Source organism: Archangium lansingense, assembly GCF_026626635.1.
GTDB classification, from domain to species: domain Bacteria; phylum Myxococcota; class Myxococcia; order Myxococcales; family Myxococcaceae; genus Archangium; species Archangium lansingense.
Genome location: NZ_JAPNKA010000001.1, coordinates 10254325 through 10271751, shown reverse-complemented (window position 1 = coordinate 10271751; position 17427 = coordinate 10254325). Strand labels below are relative to the sequence as shown.

Here is a 17427-nt window from a genome sequence, read left to right as displayed (position 1 = left end):
GGTCTCACGCTCCCGTGTCAGGGAGCGGAGGCCCTTCGCGCGTCAGTAGCAGACGGTGCAATAGAAGAAATCGTGGTGCATGAAGTAGGGGCTCTCGGTGCCCCAGCAGCTCGTGGTGCAGTCGTCGTAGGTCTCGCAGCCGCCCACCTGCCCGTCGACCTGGATCGGGAACGAGTCCCAGTAGGTGCTGTAGCGGGGACGCAGGAGGGTCGTGCACGCCATGGGCGACACGCGGGAGTCAGACACTTCGGTGGCGGGCTCGTTGGCGCTCAGGGCGTTCTTGTAGCAGTAGGGCAAGTTCCGGGGGCAGTCCGACGGGCAGGACAGCGTGGTCTCTCCGTGGCAGCAGACGCCGTCGCCGCAGGTGCCGTCGGGACAGTCGGCGGGGCAGTTGAGCCGCTCGATGGGGGCGCAGATGCCATCGCCGCAGACGGGGGCGGCGGCGGTCACGGAGCCCTGCTCGTCCGCGGTGGGCGGGGAAGAAGTGACAGGCTCGTCCACGGACGCGTCGGGGCCAGCACCACAGGCCAGAAGCAGTCCGGTGGCCAGCGACACGATGATGCTCACGGCGCTCTTCATGGGGGATTCCTTCCGCGTCAGCACGCGATGGGGGTGGAACCGGCGAGTATGCGTCGGGCAGAATCCCAGTGAAAGCAGTTCGCACAGGCCGTGAAAATGCGGCGGCGACGTGAGGAACCCCGTGGGACTCCGAGCGCTGGCTTCACCGCCGGGATTCGTCACCGCCGCGGACGAAAAACGTCACCTCGCGCGCTGACGCCCGGTGCAGTCCTCCGGATTCCAGGGGCCTGGCCGCCCGGGTGCGCTGGCACGGCTGCTGCTCTGGACCGTCGGCACGGCGTGACGTGTAGAGGTGCCCATGCGCAACGAGTTGTCGCTCTTGAGGAACATGTGGCCGGCGGTGTTCCTCGGCACCGCGCTGGTGTCCGGCTGCGAGCGTGTCGATGCGGCACCCGCAGGGCCGCCGAGCACGGGCACGCCGGGGACGGTGGAGCGCTCGGTGGAGGAGGGCAGCCCGGCCCGCTCGACGCCAGTGCATGCGCCGAGCGGGACCTCCCCGTGAGCCGAGGCGGCTACTTCTTGCAGGGCAGGTAGAGCCCGAGCTGCGCATCCACCTGCACGTAGATGCGCAGGAAGCTCGGGTGGGGGTAGATGCCCGTCACCTCGGAGCGCAGCACCTGGCCGCGCACGCAGCCCAGGTCCTCGGAGAAGCTCATCTCGGTGGACATCTTGTCCTTCACCGCCGCGAGCCGCTCGGAGATGTCCACCCGGAGCGCCTGCCGGGCCTGGTCCCGCACGGACTTGTAGTCCAGGGCGAACTTGAGCTTCAGCAGCTCGCTGGCCGTGCCCGGGGTGATCTCCAGGTCCGGCACAGTGATCTGGTTGTCGATGACATGGGGATGGCCGGCGAAGAACAGCTCCCCGCTCATCGGCACGGAGTAGTCGCCCACCTTCGCCTTGCCTCCCAGGTTCATCTTGATGACCACCGTGTCATCCGATGGGTAGACCTGGGGGTTCTCCATGTAGAGCTCCGGATGCGACTCGGAGAAGTGGAGGCGGCCGTTCATGGAGGCCTCGAGCGCCTTGGACAGCTCCTCGTAGCGGGCGGCCACGGGGATGACGACCTTGAAGGGGCCGGAGGGCAGGGTGGAGACGTTCTGCAGCAGGGGCATGGTCACCTGCGTGGCCACCTGCGTGGACGGAGGCATGCCCGCGTCCACCCCGGTGCCGCCGTCATTGCTCGTGGGGCCGGTGGTGTACAGGGCCGTCTGCGTGCCCGCATCCGGGCCCGGGCTTCCGCCATCCGCGCCCGTGGGGCCCGCGGTGTAGCTGGCGAACTGCGTGCTGCCTCCGTTGGGGCTCGTGGCGGGGCTGGCCGCCTGGACGCCAGCATCGGAGCTCGGCATGCCGCCGTCGTTGCTGGTGGGGCCAGTGAGGCTGGCCACCGGCGTGCAGGGCAGCGTCACCGAGGGCATCACCACGATGCCCAGGTCCTTCTCGAAGCCGTCGGCCAGCATGGTGGGGGCGGCCTCCAGGCTCGTCACCTTCAGCTCGGCACAGGCCACCTGACCGCCACCCACGGGAATCTCGATGGGACGCGCGAGGCGGGCGAAGGCACTGGACAGCAGCGGGCGCACGTCGAAGCGGAACTCATCGAGCGTCTTGCCGATGAGCTCCTTGAGCTTGGCCTCGAGGGCGCGGTTGACGGCGTCCACCGGACCGGCGGCCACCACCTGCACCTCGGTGGACTGCAGCAGCGCCTTGAAGTCCGCCGTCATGACGGGCTCTCCGGCGATGGTGACGGTGATGGGCATCTCCCGGTCGCCGAGCATGTTGAAGCGGCCGAGGACGGGGACGCCCACCACGACGCGGCCGCGGTCGAACTTGAGCGTCAGCGGCTCGCGCTGCCAAGTGTAGTGCAGCTTCTGGCCGGCGAAGAGCTGGGCATCGCCCTCGCCCGTGCGCGGCAGGCTCTCGGCCATCTTCTTGAGGAGGGCCTCCCGGAAGATGGTGGTGTGGATGACGATGCGCGAGGGCGGCGGATCCGACACCGGGCGCCCACCCGTGGCGGCGGGCGGAGGCGGCTGCAGGGTCTGCGACTCGATGCGCGGACCGGCGCAGGACAGCAGGGTCAGGGACGCGAGGAGCGCGGGGAGCGGACGAAGGCGCGAGGAAGGCATGTGGACGAGAAGGCTCCGCAGGAGAAGGCGCCGCGGGTGCGCGCGGGATGATACCCCGTCCGCTCACCGGGCGTCCGGTGCCGTGAACCGGGGAGCCCGCCTCCGCGTACGGGTCTCTTGACTCCCAGTCCGGGAGGGGGCGCTGGGAGGAAAAGCACCCGGCCGCGCAACCCAGAATCAATTTCCCGGATAATGGGAACATTGATGTCCAGGCGCCCGCCCGCCTGACTCCCAGAATCCGAGGTCTCCCATGTCCACGCCCGCCATCGGTCCCCGCTCGACCCCCACGACGACCCGTACCCAGCAGAGCAGCACGACTCCCTCCAACCCCCGGGTCCAGGTTGACACCAACGTGAGCGGGCAGGCCAACCTGCCGACGGCGTCGCGGAGCGCCAGCGCGAGCTACAACGCCAGCACCTTCGAGGCCAGCACCACGGGCACCGGCCCTGGCGGCATCGAGACGCGCGCCCACGCCAGCGGTCCGAGCCTCAGCGTGAACGCCGAGGCCAGTGCCGAGGTGGGCCTGGACGGCATCGACGTGAACCTCCAGGTGGACATCGACGCCACCCTGGCCGAGGCGGGCGCGGGCGCCACGAAGACGGTCAACTTCGAGATCGCGGGCGAGCAGTACTCCGTCGAGCTGGACCTGGAGGCGCTGGGCCGGATTGGCGCGGATGGCCAGCTCAACCTGGACCTGCACATCGGCACCAACGGCCAGCTCTCCATCAACGCCTCGGCCAGCGGCTTCGCCGGCGCGCAGGCCTCGCTGACGGGCAGCGTCACGCTCAAGCACGAGGGCGACACGGTGGCCTCGGGCAGCATCAGCGCCAGCGCCAGCGCGGGCGTGAGCGCGGATGCGCACGCCAACCTGGGCCTGGAGGGCACCACCCTCAACTGGGACGTGGGCGTGGAGGCCACGGCCGGCGTGGGGCTCGGCTTCGACATCTCCGGGTCGGTGGACGTGGCGGAGCTGCTCGAGGCGGTGGGCGAGACGGCCGCTGCCGCGGGTGGCGAGCTGCTCGAGGGCGTGGCCGAGGGCGCCATCAACGCGGGCGGGCGCGTCGTGGACGCCGTGGGTGACGCGGCGGGTAACATCATCGAGGGCGCCGGCAACCTGGCCGAGAGCGCTTGGGACAACACCCTCGGCCGGATTTTCTAGCTAAGGTAGGGCGGATGAACGTCTCCAAGCAGGCTGCGGAAGCCGCACGCTTGATGAAGCAGGGGCTGCTCAAAGAGGCAGTCCGTGAGTTCGAGCGCGCCCTGGCGCAGGATCCGGCGGATGCCGCGGCGCTGCTCGGCCTGGCGAGGTTGCACCTGTCTCGGGGCAACAATGACGCAGCGCGGCCCCTGCTGAAGAAGCTGGTGGAACTGCACCCCGGACATGCGGAGGCGCACAGTCACCTGGCCCGGCTCGATGCCGAGGCGGGGGATGCGCAGGCGCTCGCGCGGCTGAAGGCCCTGGCTGGCCGGCCCGAGGCGGGTTTCTTCGAGCTGCTCAACTATGGCCGGGCGCTGCTGGCGCGGCAGTCTTTCCCCGAGGCCGCGGCGGCGTTCGAGCACGTGTTGCGGCTGCAGCCCGGCAATCACCAGGTGCTCACCTACCTGGGCATGGCGCAGCAGGGGCAGGGGCAGTTGGACCAGGCGCTGCGCAGCTTCCTGGACTCCGCCGCACACACCCAGCGCGAGCACCTGCCGCTCGTCTTCGCTTCGCGGGTGCTCGTGAAGCAGGGCCGCATTGGCCGCGCGCTCGTCCTGCTGCGGCAGGCGCTCACGCGGGCGCCCGGGGACGTGTCGCTCTATCCCGAGTTCATCAAGCTGAGCCTCTTCGCTGGAGCACCCAAGCCCGCGGTGAAGGCCGCCATCGAGTTCCGGATGCGCAGCCCCAAGGACCCGGATGCCGCCTACCTGCACGGGCTGGCCACGCTTCTGTCGGGCAATCTGGGGGACGCCGAGCGCATCCTGCGCGAGACGCTCGCGCTGGCACCCAACTCCATCGAGGTCCGGGTGGCGATGGCGAAGGCGCGCCGCATGGCCAAGGACGACGCGGGAGCACAGAAGCTGCTCGAGGAGGCGCTGAAGCTTGAGCCCCATGCGCCTGATCCGGTCAATGAGCTGGCGGTGCTTCACATGTCGAAGCCCGGCGGTGCGGCCAAGGCCCGCGAGGTGCTCGCCCCGGCGCTCGCCGCGCACCCGGAGGACGCGGGCCTGAACCTCAACATGGCGCTGGCCTTGGCTGACAGTGAAAAGAGCCGGGCTCGCGAGTACGCGCGCAAGGCCCAGGGCAGCCCGGACAAGCGCATCCGCGAGCAGGCTGAGAAGCTCCTGGCCAGCCTCTCCGCTTGAAGCGGGGAGGGGTTCAACCCTCCGAGCCGGGCCTCTTCGAAGATGGGAAGAAGCGAGCAGGCATGCTCGTTGGTGCGGGGATTTTCCGTACCAACCCCGTCTGGAGACATCCCTTCATGCGTAAGCTTCTCTTCGCCGGTGCGGGCGTGGCCGCGCTCGTGTCCGCCGGCTGCGCGACCACCACCCAGGAGGTCCGCGAGGCGGCTCCCTCGTCACCCCCCGCTCAGACCGCGCCCGCGGAGCCCGCGGCGGCTGCTCCGGTAGAAAACCCGCTGCTGGCCGGGTGGTCCGGTCCGTACGGAGGCGTCCCGCCGTTCGAGAAGGTCCGGGTCGAGCACTTCAAGCCCGCGCTCGAGGCCTCCATCGAGGAGTACCGCCGGGAACTCGCCGCGATCGCCAACAACCCGGCCGCGCCCACCTTCGAGAACACCATCGCCGCCCTGGAGGACGCCGGGCGGACCTATGACGATGTGACCACGCTCTATGGCATCTGGGGCTCGTCCATGAACGGGCCGGAGTTCCAGGCCATCCAGCGAGAGATGGCGCCCCGGCTCGCCGCCTTCTCCGATGAGATCACCCAGAACGAGAAGCTCTTCCAGCGCATCGAGGCGGTCTACAACTCGCCCGACAAGGCGAAGCTGACCCCCGAGCAGCAGCGCCTGACGTGGCTGCGCTACACCAACTTCGTCCGCGCGGGTGCGAAGCTCGACGCTGGGGCGAAGAAGCGCCTGGTCGATATCAACCAGCGCCTTGCCTCGCTCTACACCAGCTTCAGCCAGAACGTGCTGGCGGACGAGGAGAACCATGCCGTCGTCCTCGAGTCGGAGGCGGACCTCGCGGGCCTGCCCGACTCCGTCCGCGCCGGTGCAGCGGCCGGGGCCGAGTCGCGGGGCCTGAAGGGCAAGTGGGCCGTCACCAACACGCGCTCCTCCATGGAGCCGTTCCTGACGTACTCGGCCCGCCGCGAGCTGCGCGAGAAGGTCTGGCGCAACTACGTCAACCGCGGGGACAACGGCGATGCCCGCGACAACAACCAGAGCATCTCCGAGGTGCTCGCGCTGCGCGCCGAGCGGGCGAAGCTGCTGGGCTATCAGACCCATGCCCACTGGCGGCTCGAGAACACCATGGCGAAGACGCCCGAGCGCGCCATGCAGCTCATGGAGGCGGTGTGGACGCCCGCCGTTGCCCGCGCTCGTGAGGAGGTCGCCGACATGCAGGCGATCGCCAACAAGGAAGGCGCGAAGTTGAAGATCGAGCCCTGGGACTACCGCTACTACGCGGAGAAGGTCCGCAAGGCGAAGTACGACCTCGACCAGAACGAGGTGAAGCCGTACCTGCAGCTGGAGAAGCTGCGCGAGGGCATGTTCTGGGTCGCGGGCGAGCTGTTCGGCTTCTCGTTCACGCCGGTGAGCAACGTGCCGGTCTACCACCCTGACGTCCGCGTCTGGGAGGTGAAGGACAAGGCGAGCGGCAAGCACGTGGGCCTGTGGTACTTCGATCCGTATGCGCGGCCGGGGAAGCGCTCCGGCGCGTGGATGAACGCCTACCGGAACCAGGAGCGGTTCAAGAGCGAGGTCAGCACCATCGTCTCCAACAACTCCAACTTCGTGAAGGGCCAGCCGGGCGAGCCGGTCCTCATCAGCTGGAGCGACGCGGAGACCCTGTTCCACGAGTTCGGCCACGCCCTGCACGGCCTGAACTCCAACGTGACGTACCCCACGCTCTCGGGGACGGCTGTTGCTCGGGACTATGTGGAGTTCCCCTCGCAGCTGCTGGAGCACTGGCTCTCCACGCCCGAGGTGCTGAACACGTACGCGCTGCACTACCAGACGGGCAAGCCCATCCCCTCGGAGCTGGTGGCGAAGATCGAGAAGGCCTCCAACTTCAACCAGGGCTTCGGCACCGTCGAGTACCTGTCGAGCGCGCTGGTGGACATGAAGCTGCACCTCGCGGGCAGCCAGAAGATCGATCCGGACGCGTTCGAGCGCGACACGCTGGGGGCGCTCGGCATGCCGAAGGAGATCGTCATGCGGCACCGCACGCCGCAGTTCGGCCACGTGTTCGCGGGTGACGGCTACTCGGCGGGCTACTACAGCTACCTCTGGTCGGACACCCTCACCGCGGATGCCTTCGAGGCCTTCACCGAAGGGAAGGGCGCCTATGACCGGACGGTGGCCGAGCGCCTGCGCAAGAACGTCTTCTCGGTGGGCAACACGGTGGACCCGGCCGAGGCCTACCGCACCTTCCGCGGCAAGGACGCCGGCATCGACGCGCTGATGCGCAAGCGCGGCTTCCCGGTCCCGGGCACGGCGCAGAAGAAGCCGGCGAAGTAGGCCACTCCAGGTTGCAGGCCGGGGCCGGAGACCGCTGAGCACCTGGCGGCTTCCGGCCTCGTTACTTGCGGGTTACCCACGGCTGCCCCGCGTCTCCGTATCGTTCTCCTCATCGAGCGGGAAGGAGACACATGGGTCGCTACCTGGTGTGCGTACTGGTTGCCGTGCTGTTGACTGGGTGTGAGGCGCATGGCGCGGAGCGGAAGGAGGAGGGGCGCCCGGGGGTGCTCCGCCTGGAGACCGAGCGCGTCGTGGTCTTCAAGGATGGCCACGCGCTGCTGGTCAAACACGCGGAGGCCGTCGCGGATGCGCGGGGAACCGTCTTCACGGAAGAAGTGCCCGAGAACGCCGTGCTCGGCACGTTCTGGGCCTGGAGCGAGCGCGGACCCGCCATGCGCGCGATGCGCGCCGGCTGGGTGGAACAAGAGGTGGACAAGGAGGAGCGCGGGGCCTGTGCGGACCCGGCGGCGATCCTCTCCGCGAACGCAGGCAAGCGCGTCACCGTCGAGCTCGAGGCCTCCACGCTGACGGGCACTGTCCTCGCGGTTCCTGCGGCGGCGTCGCCCGCGGTGGATCCCCGTAACGCGCTCGCTGGATACGAGTTTTCCGCCGTGCCCGTCCTTCCGCCACAGACCCCCGTTGTCGCGCTGACGGTGCCAGAGCGGGGAACGGTGGTGCTCTCGGGGCGGGACATCCGCCGTGTGGAGGGCCCGGAGCTCTCGCTCGAATGCAAGCGGAAGGTGCGCGTCACCGAGCGGCGCAAGCGCCTCTCCCTCGACTTCGGCGCGGAGGCCGCTGGCAAGAACCTCGCGGTGCGGCTCGTCTACTTCACGCCGGGGCTCCGGTGGATCCCCACGTACCGGCTCGACGTGAAGGAGGGAGGCAAGGGGCAGCTCGCGCTCCAGGCGGAGCTGGTGAACGAGCTCGAGGACATCCGCGGGGCCACCTTCGATCTCGTCGTCGGGGTGCCGAACTTCCGGTTCCGCGAGGTCTCGTCTCCCTTGAGCCTCGAAGGGGTGATGCGCAACACGCTGGCCCAGGCGGCCCCCTCGCTCATGCGCTCCGCCAACCTCGCGAACAACGCCATGTTCTCCCAGCGCGCGAGCGAGTGGGGGGGTGATGCGGTCCAGGACACGGCGCCGAAGATTCCCGATTTCGGCGGGAGCGATGAGTCCCCCGACTTCTTCATCCATTCCGTCAAGGAACTGGCGCTGCCGAAGGGGACGCGTGCGGTCGTGCCCCTGTGGCGGGAGGAGGTGCCCGTGCGCGACCTCTATACGCTCGATGTTCGGGTCCGGCGCGACCCGCACGAATCGGACACCGTCCGGTATGGGGGCTCGGAGTCGTCGACGGGGAGTTCGTCACCCCTGCGGCTCGCGCGGGGAGAGGTGTGGCACCAGCTGGAGCTGAAGAACGAGACGAAATACCCGCTGACCACGGGGCCGGTGCTCGTGATGCGGGGCCAGGTGCCGCAGGCCCAGGAGCTGCTGACGTACACGCCTCGGGGCGGGAGCACCCTGGTCCCGCTCACGATCGCCACGGAGGTGCGGTCCGTGCACGAGGAGACCGAGCTGGAGCGGAAGCAGGACGCGCTCAAGAGCAACGGCAACAGCCATGCCCTCATCCGCAAGAAGGGGACGCTCACGCTGTCGAACCCGCGGGGCGAGCGCACGCCGCTGCGCATCCGCCTGTCCACGGGCGGCAAGGTGGAGCAGGTGTCGGATGGGGGCCGCGTGAAGGTGGATGACTTCCGCACCGAGGACTGGGGTGGCAACTCGCTGGCCGCCGTGAATACCCACAGTGACGTCGAGTGGACACTGACATTGGAACCGGGCGAGCGCCGCACGCTCACCTACGAGGTCGGCTTCTGGCGCTGAATCGGGGATGATGGAGGCCAACATGCCCGCGCGACGTGTCCTCGTGGTGGAAGACGATCCGGCCATTCGCCGGGGCGTGGTGGACGCGCTCCGGTTCCAGGGGTACGTGCCGCTGGAGGCCGCGACGTTCAAGGACGCGCTCGCGAGCGCCACGCGTGACAGCTTCGAGTTGTTGCTGCTCGATCTGGTCCTTCCCGGGGGCGATGGTCTGGAGGTGCTCGCCGAGGCGCGAAAGGCCCGGCCGGCGCTTCCGGTCATCATCCTCACCGCGCGGGGGCAGGAGGACGACCGGGTGCGGGGGCTGCGGCTGGGCGCGGACGACTACGTGGTGAAGCCGTTCAGCGTGAAGGAGCTGCTCGCACGCGTGGAGGCGGTGCTACGGCGCAGCGCTGAGCGGCCGCTGGACGTGGAGGAGCTCCGGTTCGAGGGCGGGGTGGCGGACCTGCGCAAGTGCGAGCTCCGCTTCGAGGACGGCGCGACGGAGCCGCTGTCCGAGCGGGAGCTCGAGTTGCTGCGCTACCTCGGGCTCAATCGGGAGCGGGTCGTCTCGCGGGACGAGCTGCTCCAGCGGGTCTGGCGGGTGCCGGCGAGTCTGGCGCGCACGAGGACGGTGGACATGCACGTGGCGCGGCTGCGCGACAAGCTGCGCGATGACGCGGAGGCGCCGCGCATCCTCCTGACGGTGCGGGGCAAGGGGTACCGCTTCGCGGGTGGGGGGCCGGGTTGAAGCGGACGCTCCCCATCTGGCTCGCGCTGGCCGCATGTGTCGCGCTCGCATGTGGCGCACTGGCGTGGTTGAGTCTCACCACCGTGCGGCTCGAGCGGGCGGAGGCGAAGGCCCGGGCGGATGCGCTCGTGGAGGAGCGCGTCCGGTTGGCGCTGTGGCGCCTGGATGGCCGTCTGGCGAGGCTCATCGCCCAGGAGAGCACGCGGGCCGTGGACGCGTGGGAGCCGTTCTATGTTCCCGCGCGTGCGTTCGACCAGACGGGCCAGGGGCGTGAGCCCTCGACGACCCGGATCGCCTCGACGTTGCTGTTCGGGACGCCCGAGGGGGTGTGGCTGCACTTCTCGTTCACGGGCTCCGGGCCGTTGGGGTCTCCCCAGGTGCCGGGGGGAGGGCAGGACACGCTCGCCCTGGCGGCGGGGGTCTCCCCCTGGCAGGTGCGGGAGTACGGCGTGCTCCTGTCCGGGCTGGAGGCAAAGCTGGACCGCCAGGTGTTGTTGTCGCTCGAGCCGGGAGCACCCTCCGCCGAGGCCGTCATCGCGCCTCCACGCGGAGTCATCGAGTTCGAGCGCCGCATGTCGCAGGCCGTGGTGAATGCCGCGTACACCGGGCTCGAGGGAGCGCTTCCACGTACGACGCTGGGCGCGCATGACCGTGGGGTGATGGTCTCTCCCATGGTGCCCGTGTGGATGGGAGACGAGCTCCTGCTGGTGCGCCGGGTCGAGCGCGCTCGGGGCGAGGTGGAGATGCAGGGCGCCTGGCTGGACTGGCCTCGAATCCAGACCCTCCTGCTGCGGGAGGTCTCGGATCTGCTGCCTGGAGCCACGCTCGTCCGGGTGGAGGCGGGGGCGGGGGACCTGCTCGAACGCCGGTTGGCGTCGCTCCCGGTCCGGCTCGTTCCCGGGCCTGTGCAGGTCGAGGTGGGGAGTGGCTCTCCGGTGGCGTGGAGTCTCGGCGTGGCCTGGGGCGCGGTCGTGCTCGCGCTCGTGGCGGCGGGCTTCTTGTTGTTCGGTGCCCTCTCGTTGAGCGAGCGCCGCGCCGCCTTCGTGTCCGCCGTCACGCACGAACTCCGCACGCCGCTCACGACGTTCCGGATGTACGCGGAGATGCTGGCCGAGGGAATGGTGACGGACGAGGCGCAGCGCCGGGGTTACTACGAAACCCTGCGACGTGAATCGGACCGGCTCGCGCACCTCGTGGAGAACGTGCTCGCGTACGCGCGGCTGGAGCGCAAGCGGACACCCAGAGGGGTGGAGCCGGTGGAGCTCGGCGCGCTCCTGCGCGACAACCTCCACCGCGGCGAGGAGCGGGCGCGGGAAGCGGGAATGCAGCTCGTCCTGGAGCTCGAGGATGCACTCGAGGCCGCGCGCGTGCTCGTGGAGCCCTCCGCGGCGGAGCAGGTGCTTTTCAATCTCATCGACAACGCATGCAAGTACGCGCGCGGCGCGGAGGATCCTCGCATCCACATCCGCGCGGAGCGGCGGGGCTCGCGGGTGGCGATCCTCGTGAGCGACCACGGCCCGGGAATCTCTCGCACCGATGCGCGGAACCTCTTCGAACCCTTCTCGAAGTCCTCCGAGCGCGCGGCCGAGTCCGCTCCAGGTGTGGGATTGGGGCTCGCGCTGAGCCGCAGGCTCGCCCGGGCCATGGGAGGAGAGCTGCGCTTCGAGGGCGCGCGGGGCCCGGGCGCCGTGTTCTCTTTCCTGCTGCGCGCGGGCTGATGAAGGTTTCGAGCAGTGAGGGACAAACGAACGGCGGCAGCAGCAGCAGCTGGGACTGACCACGCGGCCTGTGAGGCGGACTGCTCGAGTCAGCCTCGTCCAAAGACTTCGTGGACACTCCACCAGGTGGGGGGCCTCTGTCAGGCGGCGGAGAGGTGCTCGATGAGCGTCTTGGTGCCGATGAAGATGAGGACGAGGCCTCCGATGATGTCGAGCTTGCCCTCGAGCGGCTCACCGAACCGGCGCCCGACACTCACGCCGAGCAGGCACAGGACGAAGGTGACTCCGCCGATGACGGCCGCCGCTGTCACCAGGCGCACCTCGAGCACGGGCAGGGTCACTCCCGCGGCGAGCGCGTCGATGCTGGTGGCCAGCGCCATGAGCGCGAGCGTCCCCAGTTGGAATGGGTTGCGCTCCGGGCGCGGCTCGTTCGGCTTCGGCGCGTCGGGGACCCCCGGGTGATGGTGGGTGATGGCCTCGTGGATCATCTTGGCCCCGATGCCTCCGAGCAGCACGAAGGCGAGCCAGTGGTCCCAGGCGGAGATGGTGTCCGCGAACTGGGAGCCCAGCGCCCAGCCGATGACGGGCATGAGCGCCTGGAAGAGGCCGAACAGGAAGGCGAGCAGCAGGGCGTCTCTCGCTCGTACGCGCGGGGCTGCGAGGGCACTCGCGATGGACACCGCCGTGGCGTCCATGGCCAGGCCCAGCGCGAGGAACAACAGGGTCAACACCGACATGGGTGTCCTTTTGCCCGATACCCGGGACGCGCGGAAGCGTCATGTCGGAGCCCGGATGCACGAAGGCCCCAGGTTCTGTTGAACCCGAGGCCTTCATACCCTCACCCCGTCCCTCTCCCAGTGGGAGAGGGGAGGGGGCTACTCGTCGGACAGGCCGGGATCCAGGAGGTAGGTGATGCGCACGAGGAACTCGCGGCTGAACACGGGCATCGGGGCCTGGCCGCCGTTGTACGGCTGGGCGATCCGGAAGTCCGTCCCCAGCAGGTTGTAGACGCCCGCGCCGATGTTCAGCCCCTTCGTGCCCACGTTCTCGGCCTGCACGAAGAGGTTGACGAGCACCTGCGTCGGCAGCGTCTGCACCGTGGAGGTGCCCGCGTCATCCGGCGCGCTGACCGCGTAGCGCTCGCCCACGAGGACGGCGGTGGGGTTGACGGTGAGCCATGGCAGCACCTTCACGCTGCCCGTGAGCGTGGCCTTGTGCGTCGGCAGGCCCGTGAAGCTGTCCGTGCGTCCGGGCACCAGGTAGTCCTCCACGTCATTGGTGCCGGACGGCGTGTAGAACGAGTAGCCGAGCGCCACGCGGCCCCAGCTCCCGCGCAGGTGGTAGTCGAACTCGATGCCGCGGCTGCCCAGGCGCCCCAGGTTCCGGTAGGCCTCGATGTTCGTCTCGGCGTCGTAGGAGTAGATGATGGGATCCTGGATGCCCACGTCGAAGGCGTTCACGCTCACCGCGTGGCCCTCGCCCAGCCGCAGGCTTCCCTCCAGCTCGAAGACGGTGGTGCGCTCCGGCCGGACGTTGTCGCCGAGGCTGATGTTCTCCACGCCGGGGGCGCGGAACGCGCGGCTGAAGAGCGCCTTGCCGCTGAACGGCCCGAACGAGCGCAGCAGCACGAGCCGCGGCACGAAGGAGTCTCCGAAGGCGCTGTGCCGGTCGTAGCGCGCGCCGGCCACGACCGTCACGATGGGGTTGTCCGAGAACGCCTCGATGAAGCCCGCGACGTTCTGGTAGGAGACCTGGTCGAGTCCCTCCCCGAAGGCGGTCTGCAGGCCCTGACCCGCGGGCCCCTGCAGCACGCCATGGTCGAACGCCACGTCCGCGCCGCCGGTGAGCTGGAGCAGGTCCAGGGGGGCCCACCGCGCGACCACGCGGCCGCGCAGCCGCCGCACCTGCTTGTCGTAGAAGAACGGCGAGCTCTGGTCCGAGTCGCGGTACGGCTCCTGGAGGGTGAGGTTGAGGCGGGGGGTGATCTCCAACTGCTCGCTCAGCCGGAAGCGGTTGGTGAGCTCGGCGTGGAACGACTCGAAGTCCGTGGTGGCCGGAGTGGGCAGCACCTCGTCGAAGGCGACGACGGCCGTGGTGGCATAGCGCTGGTACAGCATGCTGAGCTGGAGGTCGCGGTAGCCGATGCCCGCCTGCGCCGTGATGGGGTTGAGGTTCGTCTTGCCTCCCATCCCCACCGAGTTGCCGAAGAAGTCCTGGAAGATGGCGTCACTCCGCTGTCCCTGGCCCACCGACGCCGAGGCGAACATGCTCAGCCCCGGCGCGCTCTCGAAGACCTTGCGCCCGGAGACGGTCAGGCTCCGCCGCCCGTTCACGGTCGCGTACTCGCCATACGTGCCCGCCAGCATCAGGTCCGTGCTGCCCTGGATGCCCCGGGTGACGACGTTGATGACGGCGAGCTCCGCGTTGCCGCCGTAGATGACCGAGCCGGGCCCGCGCACCACCTCGATGCGCTCGATGAGCTCGATGGGGAACTCGTGGCCGAGCTGGAAGGTCGAGTAGAGCAGCTCGTTCATCTCCTTGCCGTCGATGAGCAGGAGCACCTTGCCCTCCTGGCCCCACAGCCCGCGGAAGCCAGGCCCGACGGCGCCCTGCACGTCCGCGCCGAAGAAGAAGCCCGGCACCATCAGCAGCACGTCCATCAGGTCGCGCGCGCCCGAGCCGCGAATCTCATCGGCCGACACGGCGGTGACGACCGCGGGGGAGTCGTGCAGCTTGGTGATGGCGAACGACGCGACCTGGCTATGCACCTCGGAATCGTCGCCGATGGGCTCGGCCGTACCCTCGGCCTCCGCCGGCGTCTCCGGAGCCGTGGCGGACGCAGGGGCCGTCTGGCCGAGCGTGGGTCCGGCGCACAGGAGGAGGACCAACAACGATACACCACTGCCAGGCAACCTGCGGTTGCTACACATACGAACCTCTCGACATGGGGCGCAATGGCCTCCCGTGAGAGGCCATCGCGCGGACTGAAAACGTATCGGCCTTCACCGCGCGAGGATGTCCCGCGCGCTGGAGCGACTCAGCGAACGCGGACGCTGGTGCTGCGGCCTGGCTCGACTTCGATGTTCATTCGCCGTTTCACCGCACCATTGACGCGGATCTCCACCCGGGCCTGGCCGGCCGGGAGGTCCCGCGCCGTGACGGGCGGGAAGCCGTAGGGCCGGTTGTTGACCCACACCTCGCCGTAGATGGAGGGAGAGGTGATGTCCAGGTTCCCCTTCCCCCCGGCCGTGGGGCGCGCCGTGGTGGCGGGTGCAGCCGGCTCGGGGCGGGGCTCGACCTTCGTGGAGGCGGTGACCGTGGAGCCCGGCGCGGCTGCTGGGGTCTGGGCCGTCGTGGCCACCGCGGGCACGATGGTGGGCTCGGGTTGCGTCCGGACGGGAGCGCTGGGCGGCGGGGCGAGCTCCGCCGTCAGGTCCCGGTTGATGGACCGGACCTCGTCCGCTTCGATCTCCACCGAGTCCTCGAACAACCGGCGCTCTCCCTGTGCGAGTGCCACCCGGTGCGTTCCGGCGCGCAGGGGCAGGCGCGCGGGCGTGAGGTCTACCGCCTTTCCATTCACCATCACCACCAGGCCCGGGGGCGTCGACGTCACGAGCAGCAACCCGTTGCGGGCCGTTTCGGGCACCGCGGGTGGCTCCTCCTTGGCGGGCCGTGCGCGCGTGGCCACCCGGACGGGCTTCGCCTTCGGTGCCGGCCTGGCCGCGGGCTCTGGCTCGCGCTCGGGCTTCGCCGGCTCGTTCTGGGTCCGCACCTGATCGCGGCTCTGGAGATCCGAGGCGATGCGCAGCAGCTCCACGAGGTCGCCCTTGTCCTTGCGCAGGCTCAGCGCCTCGGTGAACTCGGCCACGGCCTTGTTGTAGTCGCGGTCTTCCAGCGCGGCGAGGCCCGCGGCCCGCCGGGCGCGCGCGAGACCGGCGTTGGCCTCTTCCTCGGGGGATGGGACCGGTGCCGCGGGAGTGGTGGGCGCAGGGGGAGGCGGGGCCGCGCTGGCGGTGCCGTCAACGGCGGCGCGGGGCGGGGCTTCCACTGAGGCCGGGGCGCGCCGGTTGCGCACCACCATGTACGCCAGGGCATTGATGGCGAGGGCCCCCAGCAGAATGACGACAATCCAGGTTTTTTGTTTCATCAACGTCTCACTCTCGCTCCGAGAGGCAACTCCGCCGCGGCTCCCCGCATCGCGCGGGGCCACGGCCGTTGCCACTCAGGCGACGAAGAACCAGAACAGGGCGCTGCCCAGGGCCGCGATACCCGCCGCCACGGCGACCCCCCACGGAAACGTGTCCTCTCCTGCCCGGTCCGCGGGGCTGGCGCGCTCGAGGCTCGTGGCGGGGGTGGTTCCTTCTTCCTCGTGCACCGGCAGGGCCTTCGGCTTGGAGTCAGGGACTCCACCTGGCGTCCGGCCCGTGCTGCTCGCCCCTGTATTCCCGGGCAACGAGCCGACTACGGGGAGGGCCGTCGAGTGGCGGCCGGCCTTGTCGGGCGGAAACAGTGTCGCCATCAGTGCGGCGATCTCGCCACCGCTCGACGTCCAGTTCTGCGACGCGCGGAACCGCTCCAGGTCCTCGTGCACTTCGCGCGCGCTCTGGTAGCGCGCCTCGGGCTCCTTCTGGAGCAACCGGAGGATGATCCGCTCCAGGGCGGGAGGGAATCCCGGGGAGACCTCGGACGGCAGCGGCACTCCTGCCGCCGAGGCGGCGAGGATGGTCGCCTCGATGGTGTCGCGCTTGTACAGGCGGCGCCCGGTGGCCGCTTCGTACAGGACGATGCCGAGCGAGAAAAGATCCGAGCGGTGATCCAACTCCCGGTTGGAGATCTGCTCCGGGGACATGTACGCGTACTTGCCCTTCACCACGCCGGCGACGGTGCGCTCGAGGTTGACGGAGCTCTTGACGATGCCGAAGTCCGCCAGCTTGATGATGCCGTCGCGCGACACCAGCACGTTGCCCGGGGTGATGTCGCGGTGCACCAGGCGCAGCGGCGTCCCATCCGGCAGCGTCTTGGCGTGCGCGTAGGAGAGCGCGCTCGCGACCGCGATGCCCACGTCCACGGCCACGCGCGTGCCGAGCGGGAACGACGCGCTCCACGCATGGCGCAGCACCCGGTCCAGCGCCGCGCCCTGAATCCACTCCATGGCGAGGTAGTACTGCCCGTCGATCTTCCCGAAGTCGAAGACCTGCACGATGTTCGGGTGGGTCAGCAGCGCCGCGACCTTCGCCTCGTCGGCGAACATCCGGCTGAAGGCTTCCAGGCTGGCGTATTCCGGGAGGATGCGCTTGATGACGCACGTCTTGGAGAAGCCGTCCGGACCATCGATGGAGGCCAGGAAGATGTGCGCCATTCCACCCGATGCGAGTTGCTGGAGAAGGCGGTATTTCCCGAAGTACGACTCCTCTCCGGGTGTGAGTGCTGACGCGTTGAGCCTATCCACTACTGGCCTCAAGAGCTGATGAACTTGAAAGGCCGGTACGCTAACGGTGCTGCCTGACTCTCACAAGATTAGCGCCCCTCATCAATTGCGCCGTGCTTGTACTTGGAACCCAAAACGAGAGGGATTCCCTTTTGATGAGAAAATGATTGCTCATGAGGGAGCGCGCGGAGTGCACGGCGGGTTTCGCGGTGGCCCGGATGCACGAAGGCCCCGGGTTCTGGTGAACCCGAGGCCCTCGATACCCTCACCCCGTCCCTCTCCCGGAGGGAGAGGGGAGCTGT

Annotated in this window: 13 protein-coding genes; 7 read left to right on the top strand and 6 right to left on the bottom strand. The window is 69.4% G+C overall.

Features of this window, described 5'->3' with window-relative positions; genetic code table 11:
• Positions 1 to 42: 42 nt before the first annotated feature.
• Positions 43 to 579 carry a hypothetical protein gene (locus OV287_RS40895; RefSeq protein WP_267539452.1) on the bottom strand — a complete coding sequence of 179 codons (537 nt, stop codon included), beginning with the start codon at positions 577 to 579 and terminating at the stop codon, positions 43 to 45.
• Between the two features lie 298 nt (positions 580 to 877).
• Between OV287_RS40895 and OV287_RS40890 the strand changes: the two genes are divergently transcribed.
• Positions 878 to 1081 (top strand): hypothetical protein, encoded by a 204-nt coding sequence (locus OV287_RS40890; protein WP_267539451.1) that lies wholly within the window; start codon positions 878 to 880, stop codon positions 1079 to 1081.
• Positions 1082 to 1091: 10 nt separating this feature from the next.
• Here OV287_RS40890 and OV287_RS40885 read toward each other — a convergent pair whose 3' ends face one another.
• Entirely contained in the window at positions 1092 to 2699 is a 1608-nt protein-coding gene (locus tag OV287_RS40885; RefSeq protein ID WP_267539450.1) for a DUF4403 family protein, read from the bottom strand.
• 250 nt (positions 2700 to 2949) lie between these two features.
• On the opposite strand from OV287_RS40885, the gene OV287_RS40880 reads away from it, so the two are divergent.
• The 6 genes from OV287_RS40880 to OV287_RS40855 all read left to right on the top strand — a co-directional run bounded on the left by OV287_RS40880 (position 2950) and on the right by OV287_RS40855 (position 11697).
• Positions 2950 to 3858 (top strand): Circumsporozoite protein, encoded by a 909-nt coding sequence (locus tag OV287_RS40880; RefSeq protein ID WP_267539449.1) that lies wholly within the window; start codon positions 2950 to 2952, stop codon positions 3856 to 3858.
• A gap of 14 nt (positions 3859 to 3872) precedes the next feature.
• Positions 3873 to 5042, top strand: a complete 1170-nt coding sequence (locus OV287_RS40875; protein ID WP_267539448.1) for a tetratricopeptide repeat protein — start codon at positions 3873 to 3875, stop codon at positions 5040 to 5042.
• A 116-nt stretch (positions 5043 to 5158) separates the two neighbouring features.
• A complete protein-coding gene (locus OV287_RS40870; RefSeq protein WP_267539447.1) occupies positions 5159 to 7375 on the top strand; it encodes a M3 family metallopeptidase in 2217 nt (738 codons plus the stop codon).
• A gap of 131 nt (positions 7376 to 7506) precedes the next feature.
• Positions 7507 to 9252, top strand: coding sequence for a hypothetical protein (locus OV287_RS40865; RefSeq protein WP_267539446.1), 1746 nt, complete (start codon positions 7507 to 7509; stop codon positions 9250 to 9252).
• Between the two features lie 22 nt (positions 9253 to 9274).
• Positions 9275 to 9979: a response regulator transcription factor gene (locus OV287_RS40860; protein WP_267539445.1), complete on the top strand. Its 705-nt coding sequence runs from the start codon at positions 9275 to 9277 to the stop codon at positions 9977 to 9979.
• A complete protein-coding gene (locus tag OV287_RS40855) occupies positions 9976 to 11697 on the top strand; it encodes a sensor histidine kinase (RefSeq protein WP_267539444.1) in 1722 nt (573 codons plus the stop codon). Before OV287_RS40860 ends, OV287_RS40855 begins: the two co-directional genes overlap by 4 nt.
• Before the next feature lie 140 nt (positions 11698 to 11837).
• On the opposite strand, the gene OV287_RS40850 is transcribed toward OV287_RS40855, so the two are convergent.
• The 4 genes from OV287_RS40850 to OV287_RS40835 all read right to left on the bottom strand — a co-directional run bounded on the left by OV287_RS40850 (position 11838) and on the right by OV287_RS40835 (position 17146).
• On the bottom strand, positions 11838 to 12434 hold the full coding sequence (locus tag OV287_RS40850; RefSeq protein ID WP_267539443.1) for a manganese efflux pump MntP: 597 nt from the start codon (positions 12432 to 12434) through the stop codon (positions 11838 to 11840).
• A gap of 138 nt (positions 12435 to 12572) precedes the next feature.
• Positions 12573 to 14588, bottom strand: coding sequence for a TonB-dependent receptor plug domain-containing protein (locus tag OV287_RS40845; RefSeq protein ID WP_308809778.1), 2016 nt, complete (start codon positions 14586 to 14588; stop codon positions 12573 to 12575).
• Positions 14589 to 14734: 146 nt separating this feature from the next.
• The gene (locus OV287_RS40840) at positions 14735 to 15844 is read right to left on the bottom strand and encodes a PEGA domain-containing protein (RefSeq protein WP_267539442.1); all 1110 of its coding nucleotides are present in this window, start codon (positions 15842 to 15844) and stop codon (positions 14735 to 14737) included.
• Positions 15845 to 15919: 75 nt separating this feature from the next.
• Positions 15920 to 17146: a serine/threonine-protein kinase gene (locus OV287_RS40835; RefSeq protein ID WP_267539441.1), complete on the bottom strand. Its 1227-nt coding sequence runs from the start codon at positions 17144 to 17146 to the stop codon at positions 15920 to 15922.
• Positions 17147 to 17427 lie beyond the last annotated feature (281 nt).

What these genes read in the sequence shown, in the direction of transcription:
- OV287_RS40895 (WP_267539452.1), bottom strand. Translation starts at nt 579, where the DNA reads ATGAAGAGCGCCGTGAGCATCATCGTGTCGCTGGCCACCGGACTGCTT.
- OV287_RS40890 (WP_267539451.1), top strand. Translation starts at nt 878, where the DNA reads ATGCGCAACGAGTTGTCGCTCTTGAGGAACATGTGGCCGGCGGTGTTC.
- OV287_RS40885 (WP_267539450.1), bottom strand. Translation starts at nt 2,699, where the DNA reads ATGCCTTCCTCGCGCCTTCGTCCGCTCCCCGCGCTCCTCGCGTCCCTG.
- OV287_RS40880 (WP_267539449.1), top strand. Translation starts at nt 2,950, where the DNA reads ATGTCCACGCCCGCCATCGGTCCCCGCTCGACCCCCACGACGACCCGT.
- OV287_RS40875 (WP_267539448.1), top strand. Translation starts at nt 3,873, where the DNA reads ATGAACGTCTCCAAGCAGGCTGCGGAAGCCGCACGCTTGATGAAGCAG.
- OV287_RS40870 (WP_267539447.1), top strand. Translation starts at nt 5,159, where the DNA reads ATGCGTAAGCTTCTCTTCGCCGGTGCGGGCGTGGCCGCGCTCGTGTCC.
- OV287_RS40865 (WP_267539446.1), top strand. Translation starts at nt 7,507, where the DNA reads ATGGGTCGCTACCTGGTGTGCGTACTGGTTGCCGTGCTGTTGACTGGG.
- OV287_RS40860 (WP_267539445.1), top strand. Translation starts at nt 9,275, where the DNA reads ATGCCCGCGCGACGTGTCCTCGTGGTGGAAGACGATCCGGCCATTCGC.
- OV287_RS40850 (WP_267539443.1), bottom strand. Translation starts at nt 12,434, where the DNA reads ATGTCGGTGTTGACCCTGTTGTTCCTCGCGCTGGGCCTGGCCATGGAC.
- OV287_RS40840 (WP_267539442.1), bottom strand. Translation starts at nt 15,844, where the DNA reads ATGAAACAAAAAACCTGGATTGTCGTCATTCTGCTGGGGGCCCTCGCC.